The sequence below is a fragment of the Ensifer sp. Root423 genome (assembly GCF_001426275.1).
GTDB classification, from domain to species: domain Bacteria; phylum Pseudomonadota; class Alphaproteobacteria; order Rhizobiales; family Rhizobiaceae; genus Ensifer; species Ensifer adhaerens.
The window spans coordinates 415,039-431,136 of the sequence record NZ_LMEG01000023.1; the positions used below are offsets into that span (position 1 = coordinate 415,039).

16 protein-coding genes are annotated in these 16,098 nt (G+C 61.5%); 12 read left to right on the forward strand and 4 right to left on the reverse strand.

What is annotated here, in order from left to right; all coding sequences use genetic code 11:
* Positions 1-300 precede the first annotated feature (300 nt).
* Positions 301-1,860, forward strand: coding sequence for an ABC transporter substrate-binding protein (locus ASD01_RS21380; protein ID WP_034790432.1), 1,560 nt, complete (start codon positions 301-303; stop codon positions 1,858-1,860).
* A 92-nt stretch (positions 1,861-1,952) separates the two neighbouring features.
* Here the strand turns inward: ASD01_RS21380 and eglC are convergent, their stop codons facing one another.
* Positions 1,953-3,350, reverse strand: coding sequence for an endo-1,3-1,4-beta-glycanase EglC (gene eglC, locus ASD01_RS21385; protein WP_060529066.1), 1,398 nt, complete (start codon positions 3,348-3,350; stop codon positions 1,953-1,955).
* A 135-nt stretch (positions 3,351-3,485) separates the two neighbouring features.
* Positions 3,486-4,094, reverse strand: coding sequence for a TetR/AcrR family transcriptional regulator (locus tag ASD01_RS21390; RefSeq protein ID WP_060529065.1), 609 nt, complete (start codon positions 4,092-4,094; stop codon positions 3,486-3,488).
* A gap of 98 nt (positions 4,095-4,192) precedes the next feature.
* Here ASD01_RS21390 and ASD01_RS21395 point away from each other — a divergent pair, with 98 nt between their 5' ends.
* Positions 4,193-4,915 (forward strand): NIPSNAP family protein, encoded by a 723-nt coding sequence (locus tag ASD01_RS21395; RefSeq protein ID WP_060529064.1) that lies wholly within the window; start codon positions 4,193-4,195, stop codon positions 4,913-4,915.
* Positions 4,916-5,027: 112 nt separating this feature from the next.
* Complete coding sequence (locus ASD01_RS21400; RefSeq protein WP_034790447.1) at positions 5,028-5,216, forward strand: hypothetical protein; 189 nt, start codon at positions 5,028-5,030, stop codon at positions 5,214-5,216.
* A gap of 96 nt (positions 5,217-5,312) precedes the next feature.
* Here ASD01_RS21400 and ASD01_RS21405 read toward each other — a convergent pair whose 3' ends face one another.
* Entirely contained in the window at positions 5,313-6,290 is a 978-nt protein-coding gene (locus tag ASD01_RS21405; RefSeq protein ID WP_060529063.1) for a L,D-transpeptidase family protein, read from the reverse strand.
* 254 nt (positions 6,291-6,544) lie between these two features.
* Here ASD01_RS21405 and ASD01_RS21410 point away from each other — a divergent pair, with 254 nt between their 5' ends.
* From ASD01_RS21410 to ASD01_RS21435, 6 genes are read left to right on the forward strand one after another with little or no spacing between them, the layout of a single operon-like run.
* Complete coding sequence (locus ASD01_RS21410) at positions 6,545-7,567, forward strand: LacI family DNA-binding transcriptional regulator (protein ID WP_156623675.1); 1,023 nt, start codon at positions 6,545-6,547, stop codon at positions 7,565-7,567.
* A 34-nt stretch (positions 7,568-7,601) separates the two neighbouring features.
* Entirely contained in the window at positions 7,602-8,558 is a 957-nt protein-coding gene (locus ASD01_RS21415) for a substrate-binding domain-containing protein (protein ID WP_060521156.1), read from the forward strand.
* Positions 8,558-9,361, forward strand: a complete 804-nt coding sequence (locus ASD01_RS21420) for an ATP-binding cassette domain-containing protein (protein ID WP_034790756.1) — start codon at positions 8,558-8,560, stop codon at positions 9,359-9,361. The genes ASD01_RS21415 and ASD01_RS21420 overlap by 1 nt, the downstream gene beginning before the upstream one ends.
* The gene (locus ASD01_RS21425; RefSeq protein ID WP_034790450.1) at positions 9,358-10,356 is read left to right on the forward strand and encodes an ABC transporter permease; all 999 of its coding nucleotides are present in this window, start codon (positions 9,358-9,360) and stop codon (positions 10,354-10,356) included. Before ASD01_RS21420 ends, ASD01_RS21425 begins: the two co-directional genes overlap by 4 nt.
* A gap of 5 nt (positions 10,357-10,361) precedes the next feature.
* Positions 10,362-11,429: a phosphotriesterase family protein gene (locus ASD01_RS21430; RefSeq protein ID WP_060529097.1), complete on the forward strand. Its 1,068-nt coding sequence runs from the start codon at positions 10,362-10,364 to the stop codon at positions 11,427-11,429.
* A gap of 39 nt (positions 11,430-11,468) precedes the next feature.
* Positions 11,469-12,236, forward strand: a complete 768-nt coding sequence (locus ASD01_RS21435; protein ID WP_060521153.1) for a glutamine amidotransferase — start codon at positions 11,469-11,471, stop codon at positions 12,234-12,236.
* Between the two features lie 31 nt (positions 12,237-12,267).
* On the opposite strand, the gene ASD01_RS21440 is transcribed toward ASD01_RS21435, so the two are convergent.
* Positions 12,268-13,167 (reverse strand): ribokinase, encoded by a 900-nt coding sequence (locus ASD01_RS21440; protein WP_060529095.1) that lies wholly within the window; start codon positions 13,165-13,167, stop codon positions 12,268-12,270.
* Between the two features lie 25 nt (positions 13,168-13,192).
* On the opposite strand from ASD01_RS21440, the gene ASD01_RS21445 reads away from it, so the two are divergent.
* Genes ASD01_RS21445 through ASD01_RS21455 form a run of 3 tightly spaced genes read left to right on the forward strand, consistent with a single transcriptional unit; the run spans position 13,193 to position 15,960 of the window.
* Positions 13,193-14,035 (forward strand): BtpA/SgcQ family protein, encoded by an 843-nt coding sequence (locus ASD01_RS21445; protein WP_060529062.1) that lies wholly within the window; start codon positions 13,193-13,195, stop codon positions 14,033-14,035.
* 2 nt (positions 14,036-14,037) lie between these two features.
* Positions 14,038-14,685 carry a TenA family protein gene (locus tag ASD01_RS21450; protein WP_060529061.1) on the forward strand — a complete coding sequence of 216 codons (648 nt, stop codon included), beginning with the start codon at positions 14,038-14,040 and terminating at the stop codon, positions 14,683-14,685.
* A gap of 24 nt (positions 14,686-14,709) precedes the next feature.
* Entirely contained in the window at positions 14,710-15,960 is a 1,251-nt protein-coding gene (locus ASD01_RS21455) for a Zn-dependent hydrolase (protein WP_060529060.1), read from the forward strand.
* Positions 15,961-16,098 lie beyond the last annotated feature (138 nt).

Consider the following 16,098-nt stretch of genomic DNA (forward strand, 5'->3'; position numbering starts at 1 on the left):
GTTGGCCATCGAATGACCGCCGATCGACAACGGGACTTGGTGCTTCAAGCATCGCCAGGAGGCTTTCGTTTGGGTGCATCGCCGTCCAAGAACGCCAGTTGATCAAGATTCCCGCATAGGCCGCCGAAGGTCTTTGCGGTGATCGACACGACCGAGAAGGTCATGCCGCGCAACAGCAGATCACGCCACTGGCCGCCCCTGTCGGGCGGCGAGATGGACGGCCTGTGAGCCGTCCTTGCCTCTTAAAAAGAAGCTTCCCGTTCAAGGGGGCCGGTGACCTCAACAAAGGAGAACAGCAGAATGCTCAAGAAACTGATCCTCGCAGCCGCCATGTCGACGGCGCTTTCCGCGGCTGCTCACGCGGAGACGCTCAAATGGGGCTCCTCGCGCGATATCTACTCGCTCGACCCTTATTCGTATGGCGACAGCTACACGCTGTCTTTTCTCAATCACGTCTATGAAGGGCTCGTGCGCTTTGACGCCGACCTGAAGATCGAGCCGGCACTGGCGACCTCCTGGGAAACGGTATCGGACACGGTCTGGCGGTTCCATCTGCGCGAGGACGTCAAGTTCCACAATGGCGCTGATTTCACGGCCGATGACGTGATCGCCTCGCTGACGCGGGTCAGCGATCCGGCATCTCCGCTGCGGGGCAACCTCCCGGCATACAAGTCGGCGAAGAAGGTCGACGACCGCACTGTCGATATCGAACTGACCGGCCCCTATCCGCTGCTCTTGAACGACCTGACGAACATCCACATTTTCGACGCCACGTGGCTCGCCGACAACAATTCGCTGAAGCCGACGGATGTCGGCAAGAAGATAGAAGGCTACGCTACCTACCACACCAACGGCACGGGTCCGTTCAAGCTCGAGAGCCGCACGCCCGACAGCAAGACCGTTCTGGTCAAGAACGGCGAGTGGTGGGACCCGGCGAAGTCCAACATCGATCGCATCGAGTTTACGCCGATTGTCTCAGCCGCGACACGCGTGGCGGCACTGTTGTCAGGCGAGATCGACTTCACTGAGAATGCGCCAGCGCAGGATCTTCCGCGCCTTGTCGCGCAGCCGGACCTGAAGGTCATGGAGCGCACCGACCTTCGCACCATCATGATGGGCTTCAACCGCAAACCGAAACTGGCCGACGGCGTCGACAACAAGTTCAACGACCTGCGTGTCCGCCAGGCCGTCGCCCATGCGCTCGACACAGAACTCATCCAGAAGCGGGTCATGCGCGGCAAGTCGAGGACAGCGGGTGCGATCGTTGCGCCGGAAATCCCGGGATATGTCGAAGCACTGGACAAGGTCGTGCCGTACGATCCCGAACTGTCGAAAAAGCTGCTCGCCGAGGCCGGCGCAAGCGATCTCCCCTTCACGCTCGTCTGCACGAACGAGGCCTATGTCAATGAAGAGGAGCTTTGCCAGAGCATTGTCAACATGCTGAGCCGCGCCGGCTTCAAGCCGCAACTCGACATCGGCCCGACGGCGGCACAGGCGCCCAAGCGCACGGGCGGTCTGTCGGATGTCTACATCATCGGCTGGGCAAACGAGCCAATGCTCGACAGCTACTCGATCCTGCTTCAGATGATCGAGACGAGGAGCGACAAGGCGGGCGTCTTCAACTGGGGCGGCTGGAGCTATCCTGATATCGACAAGCTGATCATCCAGGCATCGACCGAAATGGATCGGACCAAGCGGCTCGATCTGCAGACCAAGGCACTGCAGATGGTCAAGGACGAGATCATCATGCTGCCGCTGCACCAACAGCCAATGGCTTGGGTGATGAGCAACAAGATCGATAAGGTCGCTCAGCTCGCCGACAACAAGCCGCGCCATTGGCTCACGCATATCGCGGACTAGCCCTGTTGCGGAGCTGGAACGGCGAACGTTCCAGCTTCGACAGGCCGGGACCAGCAGCCCGGACTCTGCCGGCCCCCTTCGTGCTTCTCCGCCTAGATCAGCCAGTCGGCGTCCAGCGCATAGGCCTCGATGGAATCGATCTTCATTTGCGACCCGTCGTCAAAATCGCCATCGGGTGTGCCGGCCATTCCGCCGACCGCGAGATTGACGAGCATGTACATCGGCTCGTGCATGTCCGCGGGGGTATCGGCGCGGGCGATCTCGGTATCGTCGAAGTACCAGACGATCTCGTCTTCCGTCCAAAGCACGCCGTAATCGTGGAACCCGTCGGTATCGGCGACTTGCGCGCCGTCTCTGACGATCGTGTGCTCGCCGCTTTCACTGGAATGGGCGGTGGTGATGACGGTATTGGTGTCCTGCCCGCGCATTTCGACGACGTCGAGCTCCGGCGGCCAGGAGCCGTCGGCGGGCAGCAGCCAGAAAGCGGGCCAGGCACCTTGATCGTCCGGCATGTCGGCCCGCATCTCGAAGTAGCCGTAGGTCTGTGCAAAGGACGAATAGGTCGTCAACATCCCGGACGTGTAGTCATAGCCACCGATCTCGGACTGGATTGCGTCCGGTGCACGCTCTGCGGTGATCGTCAGTACACCATCCTCGACCGAAAACGGGTTAGCCGATGCGGTCGGCCCGTAACTCGGATTGACGTACCATTGCAGTTCACCGTTTTCCGAGAGCGTCGCCCCCTCTTCCGGCGCCCACCAGTATTTGGCATCCCAGATGCCGCCCATACCGTCGGTGAGCTGAAGCGTGTCGAAATCGTCCGAGAAGGTCTGCGTCAGGGCGGATCGGTCCAGGCTCAACTGGAACTGGCCCTCCTGCAGTTGGTCGGCTGTCGTATCGGCCAGGACCAGGCTTTCACCATCGCCGAGATGGAGGCGGAGATCGTCTCCCTGCTGGCCTGCATTCGCCAGCACATCTTCGAACGAGGTAATCCCGTATCCGTCGAGGCGAATGGTATCGTTGGAGCTGAAGTCGGTGACAAGGTCGCTGCCGTTGCCGTGCTCGAACACGAAGGTATCAGCGCCTCCGGAACCGACCAGCACGTCATTGCCTGCGCGTCCGTCGATGGTCTGGCTGCCGGAGCCACCGGTGATGATGTTGTCGGCGCTGTTGCCGAAGGCGTGTCGACCGTCACCGGTGACGGTCAGGTTTTCGAAGTTCTCCGGTAAGCTGTAGCTCATCCAGGTATCGATCGTGTCTATCCCTTCGCCGGGTGCCTCTTCGGCCCGGTTCGTCGATGAATAGAGATAGTAGACGTCGTCGCCCGTGCCGCCGAACATGGTCACATCGACGGAACCGTCGCCCCAGATCGAATCGTTGCCGGGAGTTCCGTAGAGCGTGGACCCGGATCCGGTTGCGGAAAACCATGCGGTCGAACTTCCGCTATAATGGAGCGGTTGTCCGAGGGCGTTCATGGCAGTTCTGCTCATCGAGAAGTCTCCTGTTTACTGGAGTGCCCCTTCCCGATGAGCACCTCTAGCATCTCAAGCTGTCGCCCACACCCCCAACATTTGCGGATAGTCCGGAGCAGCGGCCTCCCCACGAGGGAGCCGAGCGGACCCAGCCTAGACGTATTTCGACGCGAGAAGTGCTGCGATCTCCGCCTGACAGTTCACGAGCGGACGTGTGTGCTGATTGGCTTTTGCCATCGCCATCGCGCCGGAATAGGCGGCGATGATCAGGGTGGCGAGGCTGCCGGGTTGAATGCCTGCGACGCGCTTCAGGCGGATGTCTTCCTGGAATCGCGCTGCGAGCGCTTCTTCCCAAGCCTCAAAAATTGCACCCAGCGCCTGCTGCATCTCGTCATCATGCCTGGAGACTTCGATCGCCATATTGTTCAGCGGGCAGCCGGAGACGGAGCCGTTTTCGGAGAGCTCGCTGATGATCTCGGTGAAGATCTGATCGATCGCTGTGGGCGTATCGCTCGAGATACGCAGCGGGTCGATCCACGTTTGCCGCACCGCTTCGGCGACGCGGTCGCGGATAACCGCCAATCCAAGTTCCCGTTTGGCCGGAAAGTGATGGGCCATAGCGCCCCCCGAGACGGATGCCTTCGCGCGCAATTCCTGCATTCCCGTCGCGAGATATCCTTGGGTGACAAAGGCCTGGTAGGCCGCATCGACGATCCTGCGGCGCACCGCTTGAGGATCGTTGGTTCTTTTGTGTTCGCTCATGACCGCCGCCTGAAAAATCGTTCGCCATAGTGCCTTGACAAAACAGGTCGATCAACCTGTTATTAGAAACAGGACAATTGACCTGTTTTGGAGGATTCATGGAACCGCACGCCGTTTACGAACTTCGCCGCTACCGACTTCATCCCGGCGGAAGGGATCGCCTGATCGACTTGTTTGACCGCGAATTCGTTGAACCGCAGGAAGCGCTCGGAATGCGTCTTGAAGGCGAATTCCGCGACTGCGACGATCCCGACGCCTTCGTCTGGGTACGTTCCTTTGCCGATATGCAAACGCGAACCGACGCGTTGGCGGCCTTTTATTCGGGCCCGGTTTGGAAGGACCATGGGTCTCGCGCCAACGAGACGATGCTCAACTCGGACAATGTGTTGCTGGTCAAGCCTGTCGCTGGCACGCAGCCGTTTCCTCACAACCTTGCAAGGGAGCAAGATGTACAATCGACCAGAGGTGTCGTCACCGTGAACCTCTGCTCGCTGGCGCCCGGCACGGAGGACCGTTTCGCTGCATTCTTCATCGCCGAGGCACTGCCGATCCTCGAAGACGCCGGTGCTCGCATCGACGCGGTGTTCGTTACCGAACGCAGCGCAAACGCCTTCCCGAGGCTCCCCGTCCGTGAGGGCGAAACGGTGTTTATCTGGTTTGAAATGCATGAGGACGACGACGGCCTTTCACGGCATCGGGAGCAACTGAACAAGGACGTCAGATGGACCAGTGAGGTCTTTCCTCGAATGGATAGCCAGTGCTGGCGAAGGATCGAGGTTTCTCGGCTGACCCCGACGTCGCGATCGCTTTGCACCTTGTAGCTGGCGCCCATACACGACGGATCGGTACGAACGCACCCACAGCCGCCAGGAACGCATCCTGGCGGAACCAAACCAGCCTCCAAACGTTGTATTGGGTTAGGGGAGGCACGGAATGAAACACGCGGATGTTCGAACAGTCGCCAACTCCCAGATCAGACATATCTGGGACGTCGCGGATTATTGCCGGCGGACCGGTATTCACAAAACCGAAGAGCAGCGCCTGATCAAGATGCTCGGTAGACAGGCAACCAGCCACGAGCTCCAGATGAACATCGTGCGCGTTCAGACGCGTATCCGCTGAAGCTTCGACATGGGAATTGCGCGAGCGGTCACCGCGTGATCGGTGGCCGGTTTCGACTTCTTGCCCGTTCAGAAATTCCTAAACGTCTTCGCTACCTTAGTCGACGAACTCGACAATCACGCCAGGCTTGACCATCCCCGCCAACTCCTCCGCATCCCAGTTGGTCAGGCGAACGCATCCGTGCGATCCCGACTTGTCGATCATCGACGGCTCCGGCGTGCCGTGAATTCCGTAGGTGGGCTTCGAGAGATCGATCCAGACCGTGCCGACCGGACCGTTCGGACCGCCCGGCAAGGTCAAGATCTTTCGGTTGTCGCCCTGCTTGAAGTTGATCTTGGGATTGTAGACATAGGGCGGCATTCGGGCGACGCCTTTGACCTTGTGCGTTCCCGAAGGAGATGGCGTCTCCCGGCTGCCGATCGTTGCCGGATAGGCTGCGATCAGCGTATCGTCGGCGCCAAGTGCCACGATTTGACCGGTGCGCCGGTGCGCTTCAATGCGCTTGACCGTTCCCTGCGTCGATGGACCTGGGTTCACAACGGAAACCGTGTCACCGACCGAGAACGCCGAAGTCTGATTGAGCGCCTTGAGAAGATCGATATCCATGTGGAAGCGCTCCGCCAGCTTCTCGGCGACGCTCGTGTATCCGAGCTGACCCATCTTCGCCTGCTCGGAGTAGTCTTCGGGGATCTCAGCGACCAATCCTTGAGCATCGTCCTCGGAGATGACGTAGGGCTCGACCACCGTCGTCTGCTCCGGCAGTCGCCCGATGACGTCGGCGTCCAATGTTCCGTCAGCGGACAGGCCTTGCATGGTCTCGAAGGCGGCGATCGCCTTGGCGACATTCTCACCGGCGAAACCGTCGATCACACCGGGCGACGCCCCCGCCCGATCGAGAAGCACCTGGAGCCGGACGATGGCGGGGTCTGGCTTGTCCGAGGTCTCGGTCGTCCGTTCCAACAATGTGGGTGTAATCGATGCACCGTCGATGGCGTCTGGCTGAAGCGTCTGGGCATTGGCCAGCGCGGCGAGGGATAGCAGCATCAGCGCCGCCAATGGAACCTTGTTTTTCATGATCTCTCAATCGATCAGCCCCTGATTTGTTCCCGCCTCGCGGCGCCAAGATGCTGCTTTCTCAGGTGCAAACGGCATTGACCTTGCGGCTTTTTTCGCCGCCGCCAATCGGCCCCAGGCCGAGCCTCGATCCGTGGCCCCATAGGCGCACCGACCTCGTGTCAGAGAAAGTCTCTTGACAGAACACGAAAGTCGAAATCTTATTGTAAAGCGTTTTAGTAAATCGGTTTACAACGGCAGGGGATGGAGCCAAGGTGACCACACGACGCGTCACAGGTCTGAAGGATGTAGCCCGAGCTGCCGGTGTTTCCGTGACAACGGTCTCGCGCCTGCTGAACGGATCGCTCGACCTGCCTTTCGAAACGAAGAAGCGGATCTCGGATGCGATCCGCGACCTCAATTACCAGCCCAACCCGCATGCCCGCCGGCTCAGCCGCGGTCGTTCCGATACGATCGGTCTTGTCGTTCCCGATATCGCCAACCCCTTCTTCGCGACGCTCGTGGCAGCTGTCGAAGAAGAGGCGGATACCCGCGGGCTTGCCGTCTCGCTTTACGCCACCCTGAACCGGGCCGGTCGCGAGGTCGCCTATCTCCAGCTGATCGAACGCAATCACGTCGATGGCCTGATCTTCGTCACCAACCACCCGGACGACGGTCAACTCGCCACGTTGATAAACCGCACCGGCAAAGTCGTGATCGCCGACGAAGACGTTCCCGGCGCGCAGGCGCCCAAGCTCTTCTGCGATAACGAGCTGGGCGGAGCGCTCGCAGGCCGGCATCTGGCGGAATTCGGGCACAGGGATGTGCTGTTCGTCGGCGGCCCGCAAGCGATGATCAGTTCGCGTCGGCGCTCCAACGGTCTTGAGCGGACGCTGCGCGACGCGTTCGGCGAGGATATCCGTCTTTCAAAATACGCCGGTGACTACACCGTGGCCTTCGGTCGGCAGGCGGCGAAGCGCTTCATCGAGGAAGGTCGCCCGGCAACGGCGATCTTCGCCAGCTCGGACGAAATCGCCATCGGCATGATCGAGGTCTTCCGGGACCAGGGGGTTTCGATCCCGGACGATGTTTCGGTCATCGGCTTTGACGACGTCGGCCCGCTCCATCTTTTCGGTCCGCCTATGACCGCCATTCGCCAGCCGGTCCGCGCGATCGGCGGGCGTGCCCTCTCCCTTCTTCTCGAAACAAACTGGCAGGGCAAACAGGCTCTCGTCGAAGAGCTCCTGCCAGTCGAAATCGTCGTGCGGAAATCCGTTGCTCCGCCTGCGAAACGATAAATCACGCAATGGAGAACCAACAGAGGATGAGAACATGAACTGGAATTTGAAACGCAGGACTTTAGTCGCCACGCTTGGTTTCACGGCATTGACGACCCTCGGCGCTGCTCTCTCGCCGGCCCTTGCCGCCGAAAAGACCTTTGCGCTCGTGCAAATCAACCAGCAGGCGCTTTTCTTCAATCAGATGAACGAAGGCGCGCAGAAGGCGGCTGACGCTGCCGGCGCGAAGCTCGTCATCTTCAATGCCAACAACGACCCGGCCGCGCAGAACAGTGCGATCGAAACCTACATTCAGCAGAAGGTCGATGGCATCGCCGTCGTCGCAATCGACGTCAACGGCATCATGCCGGCGGTCAACCAGGCAGCCGAAGCCGGGATCCCCGTCGTTGCCATCGATGCGATCCTTCCGGAAGGCCCGCAGAAGGCGCAGATCGGCGTCGACAACGCCACGGCCGGCGCCGACATGGGCAAGTTCTTCCTCGACTACATCAAGGCCAACGCCGATGGCAAAGCCAAGATCGGTGTCGTCGGCGCGCTGAACTCCTTCATTCAGAACGTTCGGCAGGAGGGATTTGAAAAGACCATCAAGGATGTCGACGGTATCAGCTCGGCCGGCGTCGTCGATGGACAGAACGTGCAGGACAACGCGCTCGCTGCCGCCGAGAACCTGATTACCGGCAATCCCGACCTGACCGCAATCTACGCGACCGGCGAGCCGGCCCTGATGGGTGCCATCGCCGCGGTCGAAAGCCAGAGCAAGCAGGATAGCGTGAAGGTCTTCGGTTGGGACCTGACGGCCCAGGCGATCGCCGGCATCGACGCCGGCTACGTCACCGCCGTGATCCAGCAGGATCCGGCTGCCATGGGTGCCGCTGCCGTCGACGCCTTGAAGAAGGTCTCCGACGGCGGCAGCGTCGAAAAGACCATCGCCGTGCCGGTAACGATCGTCACCAAGGACAACGTCGAGCCATATCGGGCGATCTTCAAATGATGACGACTGAAAGACAGCATCCTCCCGCTGTCGCTGGTGTCGGGGGGGCTTTGCCCTCCCGCACCGGTGTCAGCCCCCGCGTGTCCCTCAAAGGGATCGTCAAGACGTTCGGATCGCACCAGGCGCTGCGTGGCGTCGACCTCGACATCTATCCCGGCGAGTGCCTTGGCCTCGTCGGCGACAACGCCGCCGGCAAATCGACGCTGACCAAGGTCATCTCGGGCACCTACATTCCCGATGGCGGGACCATTACGCTGGAAGGCGAAGAGGTTCGGTTCTCAGGACCTGCGGACGCCCGTAACCGCAATATCGAAATGGTCTTTCAGGACCTGAGCCTTTGCGACCACATCGATGTGGTCGGCAATCTTTTCCTCGGTCGAGAAATCAGCAAAGGGCCATTCCTCGATACGAGGACCATGCTCGAGGAAGCACGCAAGATGCTCGATGCGCTGGAAATCCGCATTCCGCGTCTGACCGGCAAGGTCGCTCAGCTCTCGGGCGGACAGCGTCAGGCGATCGCGATCGCGCGCGCCGCTTCGTTCAATCCGAAAGTCCTGATCATGGACGAGCCCACCTCGGCGCTCGCCGTGGCGGAGGTCGAAGCCGTGCTCGCGCTGATCAACCGCGTCAAGGCAAAGGGCGTCTCGGTCATCCTGATCACCCACCGTCTCCAGGACCTGTTCCGTGTCTGCGACCGCATTGCCGTGATGTACGAAGGCACCAAGGTCGCCGAGCGCGAAATCGGCAAGACCAACCTGGAAGACCTCGTCAAGCTGATCGTCGGGGAAGGAGCCAAGCAATGACGGCCTATACCGAACGTGCGAAAGGCTCGCCGGCGGCAGACTTCCTTTCGGAAAACGCCCAGGTCCTGTCGATCGCCTTTTTCTTCCTGGCCTGCGTCGTCTTTTTCGCGGCCACGACCGATACCTTCATGACGCTCGGCAACATTCTGAACGTCATCCGCCAGGCAGCGCCGATTCTCATCGTCGCCGTTGCGATGACGCTCGTCATCATCACCGGCGGCATCGACCTCTCTGTCGGCTCGCAGGTCGCCCTGGTCAATGCGGTTGCGGCCATTGTCTTAGCGATGGGCTATCCCTGGCCTCTCGTCGTCGTCGCGATGCTCTTCTTCGGCGCCTTTCTCGGCTTCGTGCAGGGATGGTTCACCGCCTATCAGGGTATTCCGGCCTTCATTGTCACACTTGCCGGCCTGTCGATCCTGCGCGGCTTGGCGCTCTATCTGACGCAAGGGTACTCGATCCCGATCAAGGACGCTCCCGGTTTCTTCATGCTCGGCCGCGGCGAATTGCTGGGCGTTCCGATGCCTGCGCTTATCGCGGTTGCGGTCGCGGTCGCCGGTTATGTCGTCATATCCTCCACCAAATACGGCCGCCAGGTCGTCGCCGTCGGGTCCAACATGGAAGCGGCTCGCCGCGTCGGCATGCCGGCGAAATGGGTGATCGCCTCGGTCTATATGATCGCCGGCGTTGCCTGCGCCCTTGCTGGCCTATTGATCGCCGCGCGCCTCGGCTCCGGCTCTTCGAATGCGGCCGTCGGCTTCGAGCTTCAGGTTATCGCCGCCGTAGTGCTGGGCGGGACATCGCTGATGGGGGGGCGCGGCACGATCCTCGGGACCGTGCTCGGCACGATGACGATTGCGGTCATCGGCAACGGCCTGATCCTCATGCATATCTCGCCGTTCTTCACGCAGATTGTTACCGGCGCGATCATTCTCGTTGCGATCTGGCTCAACACCCGGATCTTCACCGCCAACTTTCGCTTCGGCGGCAAGAGATGACCGTCATGAGCAAGGAACTGTCAGAAGGACATGTGCGGTCCGGCAAGGTGATGACGGTGAACGGCGCGATCGACGCGAATCAACTCGGCATCACACTGATGCACGAGCATATCCTCAACGATTGCCGCTGCTGGTGGAACGCACCGCAAACGAAGGAGCGTCAGTATCTCGCCGAAGGCTTCGTCTGCATGGAGATCCTCGGCGAACTGCGCCAGGACCCCTTCGTTAACAAGCACAACATTACGCTCGACGACGAACCCTTGGCTATCGCCGAATTGCAGGCTTTCGCGACCGCAGGCGGCCGTACAGTCGTCGAACCTACCTGCAATGGCATCGGTCGAAACCCGCGCGCCTTACGGCGGATCTCCAAGGCGACGGGTCTCAATATCGTGATGGGGGCCGGATACTATCTTGCCTCCTCGCATCCGGCCGAGGTCGCCGACATGAGCGTCGACCAGATCGCCGACGGCATCGTCCGCGAGGCCATCGACGGTGTCGACGGCACGGGCGTGAAAATCGGACTGATCGGCGAGATCGGCGTCTCCTCCGATTTCACTCCGGCCGAGGAGAAGTCCCTGCGTGGGGCCGCCCGGGCGCAGGTCCGGACCGGTTTGCCGCTGATGGTGCACCTGCCGGGCTGGTTCCGGCTCGGCCATCGGGTGCTCGATGTCGTCGCCGAGGAAGGGGCGGATCTGCGCCACACCGTGCTTTGTCACATGAACCCGTCCCACGACGATTTCGCCTATCAAAGCGAGCTCGCCGAACGCGGTGCGTTCATCGAATACGACATGATCGGCATGGACTTCTTCTATGCCGATCAACAGGTACAGTGCCCGAGCGACGAAGAGGCAGCACGAGCGATCGCCAGGCTGGTGGACGCTGGCCACATGGACCGCATCCTGCTCTCGCACGATGTGTTCCTGAAGATGATGCTCAGCCACTACGGAGGCAACGGCTATGCCTACGTCCTGCGCCACTTCCTGCCGCGTCTCAAACGACACGGGCTGGAGGACGGCGCGCTCGACAGAATGATGCGGGACAACCCCCGCTCGGTATTCCAAACCGGGGCCTGATATCGGCTCCCAACGCAATTCAAGACAGACGGATAGACCATGACAAAGAAAGTGCTTCTCGTCGGCGAGAGCTGGGTAAGCTCCGCCACCCACTACAAGGGTTTCGACCAGTTCGGCAGCGTGACCTTCCATCTGGGCGCGGAACCGCTCGTCAAGGTGCTCAAGGACAGCGAGTTCGAGCTGACCTACATGACCGCACACGACGCCGTGGACCAGTTCCCCTATGAAATGGCAGGCCTCGACCAGTACGATGCGATCATCCTGTCGGATATCGGCGCCAACTCGCTGTTGCTGCCGCCGGCCGTATGGCTGCACTCGCGCACCGTTCCGAACCGGTTGAAGCTCATCAAGGCTTGGGTCGAAAAGGGCGGAGCGCTGTTGATGGTCGGCGGCTACTTCTCCTTCCAGGGTATCGACGGTAAGGCGCGCTGGCGCCGCACGGCTGTCGAAGACACGCTTCCGGTGACGTGCCTTCCCTATGACGACCGCGTCGAGATTCCCGAGGGCGCGGTTGCCGACGTCGTCAAGCCGGACCATCCGACCATGGCGGGGCTTTCGGGCAGTTGGCCGTTGCTTCTCGGCGTCAATGAAGTGGAGGTTCGCGATGGAGCCGAGGTCGTCGCCCGGCTTCCCGAAGATCAGGGCGGACACCCGCTGCTCGTCCTTGGCGGTTTCGGCAAGGGGCGCACCGCCGCCTGGACGTCCGATATCGGCCCCCACTGGCTGTCGCCGGCATTCTGCGAGTGGGAGGGCTACGGCCGCCTCTGGAAGAACATCCTTGGGTGGATGACGGCAACGGAGCGCTAACCGCAGCGAGGAGCGCGCGCTGAGGAGAGCCTCAGCGCGCGCTCAGGATCGCTTGCAACTGCTCGATCGACGGAAACGCCGAACGGGTTCCGGGACGGCTGACAGTGATGGCGGCGGCGCGCGTTGCATGTTCGATCGCGGTGCGATCGAGGCGAGTGCCACGAAGTGCGGCGGATGCGAGCGCCACCGCCATGAACGTGTCGCCGGCGCCTGTCGTGTCGACGACGTCGCATTCGACGGCGCCGATCCGGACACTGCTTTCGGCGGTGACGAGCATGGCTCCGTCGCCGCCGAAGGTCAGGACGACTTCGCGAACGCCGGCCGCAAGCAGCTTGCGGGCAGCCTCTTCGCCGCTGGTACCGGTCATTGCCTGCGCCTCACCCTGGTTGAGGAAAGCAATGTCAACCAAGGGCCACAGGGTGCTGAAATAGGGACGCAAGGGAGACGGATTGAAGGCGGTGATCATGTGGCGGGCGCGCGCAGCTTCAAGGACACCGCGCGTCGTTTCGTCCGACAGGTTTCCCTGGAGCACAGCAAGGTCGCCGGGAACCGCGTCGGCCAGCGCTGCCACGGCGTCGGCAAGCGTGAGGTTCTGGGCAGAGTCGGTGGTCGTGATGTTGACGTTTTCTCCATCCGGCGTGGTCAGCACGATCGAGAAGTCGGTGGACTTGCCGAGGACCGGCACAAGTCTGCTGACCACCGGTTCGCTTGCCAGATGCTGGCGGATCATGTCGGCGCGAAAGCCGTCGCCGAAGGCTGCGACAAGGCTCGTCGGCAGGCCGGTGCGGGCCATGACAACAGCCTGGTTCGCGCCCTTGCCACCGAGGTCCCGGGACCGCTGGCTACCGTGGATCGATGCGCCCGCGGCCGGCATTTCCGACACGGCGATGGTCTCGTCCACCGTCACATTACCGATTACGTAAGCGTGCATGAACATACCTTCGAAAGGGAGAGAAATGCAGGAAATATCTGACAAGTCCACAAGCGCCATAAGGGAAATATTTGGGACTGACAAGGTTCTGATCGGCATGATCCATTGCCCGGCCTTCCCCGGTGCGCCGCGCTATCGGGGTGCCGATATGTCTGTTATCTACGATGCCTGCATGCGTGACGCCGAGGCGTTGGTCGAGGGTGGCCTGCATGGCCTGATGATCGAAAATCATGGCGACGTGCCGTTCTCCAAGCCGGAAGATATCGGCCACGAAACGGCAGCCTTCATGTCGGTCGTCACCGACCGGATCGCGCGGGCGACAGGTGTGCCGCTCGGCATCAACGTCCTTGCCAATGCGCCGATCCCGGCCTTTGCCACAGCCATTGCGGGCGGCGCCAAGTTCATTCGCGTCAACCAGTGGGCCAACGCCTATGTCGCCAACGAAGGCTTCATGGAGGGGCGGGCCGCAGAAGCGATGCGCTACCGCTCATTGCTGCGTGCCGAGCACATCAAGGTCTTTGCCGACAGCCATGTGAAGCACGGCGCCCACGCCATCGTGGCCGACCGATCGATCCAGGAACTGACGCGCGACCTCGCCTTCTTCGACGCCGACGGTGTGATCGCCACCGGTCAGCGCACCGGCAATACGGCAACCATCGAGGAGATCGAGGAGATCGGCTCGGCGACGCACCTACCGCTTCTGGTCGGCTCGGGCGTGACCAAGGACAACATCGTCGAAATCCTCAAGCGCACCAACGGCGTGATCGTCGCCTCGTCTCTGAAGCAGGGCGGGGTCTGGTGGAACCCGGTCGATATCGAGCGGGTTAAGGCTTTCCGCGCCGCTGCCGAACCCGCGCTGGAGGCGTGACGATGGCGGCTGAAACGCTTTCGGAACAGATCCTGCGGGAAAACGCCACCGTCTTCGAAGCCATGGTGAACCATCGCTTCGTCGAGGACATCGTGATGGGGCGCCTGTCCCCGCAGGTTTTCGAACGCTATCTCGTCTATGAGGGGGCCTTCGTCGAAACCGCGATCTCGATCTTCGCCTTTGCGGCGGCGAAGGCCGAGACGATCGAACAGAAGCGCTGGCTGATTGCCGTTCTGGATGCGCTCGCCAACCAGCAGATCGCCTACTTCGAACGGATTTTTGCCGAACGCAATATCGATCCCGGCGCCTATGATCTCAATGTTGTCGAGGTCGATGCTTTCCGAACGGGTATGCTGGACATCGCCCGCAACGGCGGTTTCCTCGATACCGTCGCTGCCATGTTTGCGGCCGAGTGGATGTACTGGACCTGGTCGAAAAGGGCCGCCCGTTCATCGTTTGCCGATCCACATTTGAAGGAATGGGTCGAAATGCACGCCGATGATGAGTTTGCGGCTCAGGCGAAGTGGCTGAAGCAAGAACTCGACGTTGCCGGCGACGCGCTCGAGGCTTCCGAGCGCAAACGCCTGAGCGCTATCTTCGGGCGAGCGCAGCAACTGGAAATCGCCTTTCATGACGCAGCCTACGTCTGATCAAGGCGACATTTGGGAACGACCATGACCTCTCGCACCACAGTGGACGGCAAGCGCCTGCTCAAGCGTCTTGATGACTTCGCAAAAATCGGCGGGACGCCGGCCGGGGGCGTCAACCGGCAGGCTTTGTCGGTGGAAGATCGGGGCTCCCGCCGGCTGCTAGCGGAACTCGCGCTTGCGCGCGGTTTCCGCGTCTTCCAGGATCCGATGGCAAACCTGTTCATCCGGCGGGAGGGCCTTTTTCCCCAAAGGCCGCCGTTCGTGATCGGCAGCCACCTCGACAGCCAGCCGACCGGCGGGCGCTTTGACGGAGCGCTCGGCACCCTGGCGGCCTTTGAGGTGATGGAAAGTCTCGAAGATGCCGGCATCGAGACTGATTTTCCGCTTGAGGTCGTTGCCTGGACGAACGAGGAAGGAAGCCGCTTTGCCCCCGGCACGATGGGATCGATGGCGTTTGCCGCCGGTGCCATCCCCGAGGCCTGGTCCGATCTTCGCGGCCGCGACGGAGCGTTGTTCGTCGATGAGTTGGAGGCAACACTGAAAGCCCTGCCGGAAGCCGAAATGCGCCCGCTCGGCTTCCCGATCACCGGCTACCTTGAGCTTCATATCGAACAGGGCCCGTCGCTCGAACGGGAGAACATACCGGTTGGCATCGTCTATGGCATCCAGGGCACGCGGTGGCTGGAGGTCAGGATCGATGGGCAGGCAGCGCATGCGGGCACGACGGCGCTCGAATTCCGTCGCGACCCGATGGCCGCGGCCGTTACCGCGCTTGAACCACTGTATAGGAGCGCCATGCCGGGCGACCCGCGCGCACGCTTTACCGTCGGCCGCTTCGCAGTCGAACCAGGTTCGGTGAACTCGATTCCGGGGTCGGTCACGTTCACCGTCGATCTGCGCCACCCGGAGACCAACGCCATCGACGACCTGGAAGAGCGGGTCCGGCAGGCATGTGACAACGCCTCTAAAGCCAACGGTTGCCAGAGCACAACGCGGCAAATCTTCGACATGCCGCCGGCCCTCTTTTCAGACGACCTGCTCGCCTGCCTCGATCGCGCTGCCGCATCGCTCGGACTGAAGACCAAGCGTATGCTCTCCGGCGCCTTCCACGATGCCTTGTTCGTCAGTCGTGTCGCGCCGGCAGCCATGATCTTCGTGCCTTGCCGCGACGGGCTTAGCCACAACGAAGCGGAATATGTCGAGCCCGCGCATTCCATCGAAGGTGCCCGTATGCTGCTTGCCGCGACCCTCGAAGCGTTTGCTGCGAGCGCATAGAGCGCGGCGCGGGTGCGGCTCGCCGCCCCTATAGCCAGCGCAGGCGCGCTTCGGTGTTGCCAGCGGGCATGCACTCTGAAACTGCTGCATCCGGCTGAATGATATTTTTTTCGTCGACGATGGATGAGAAATCGCATC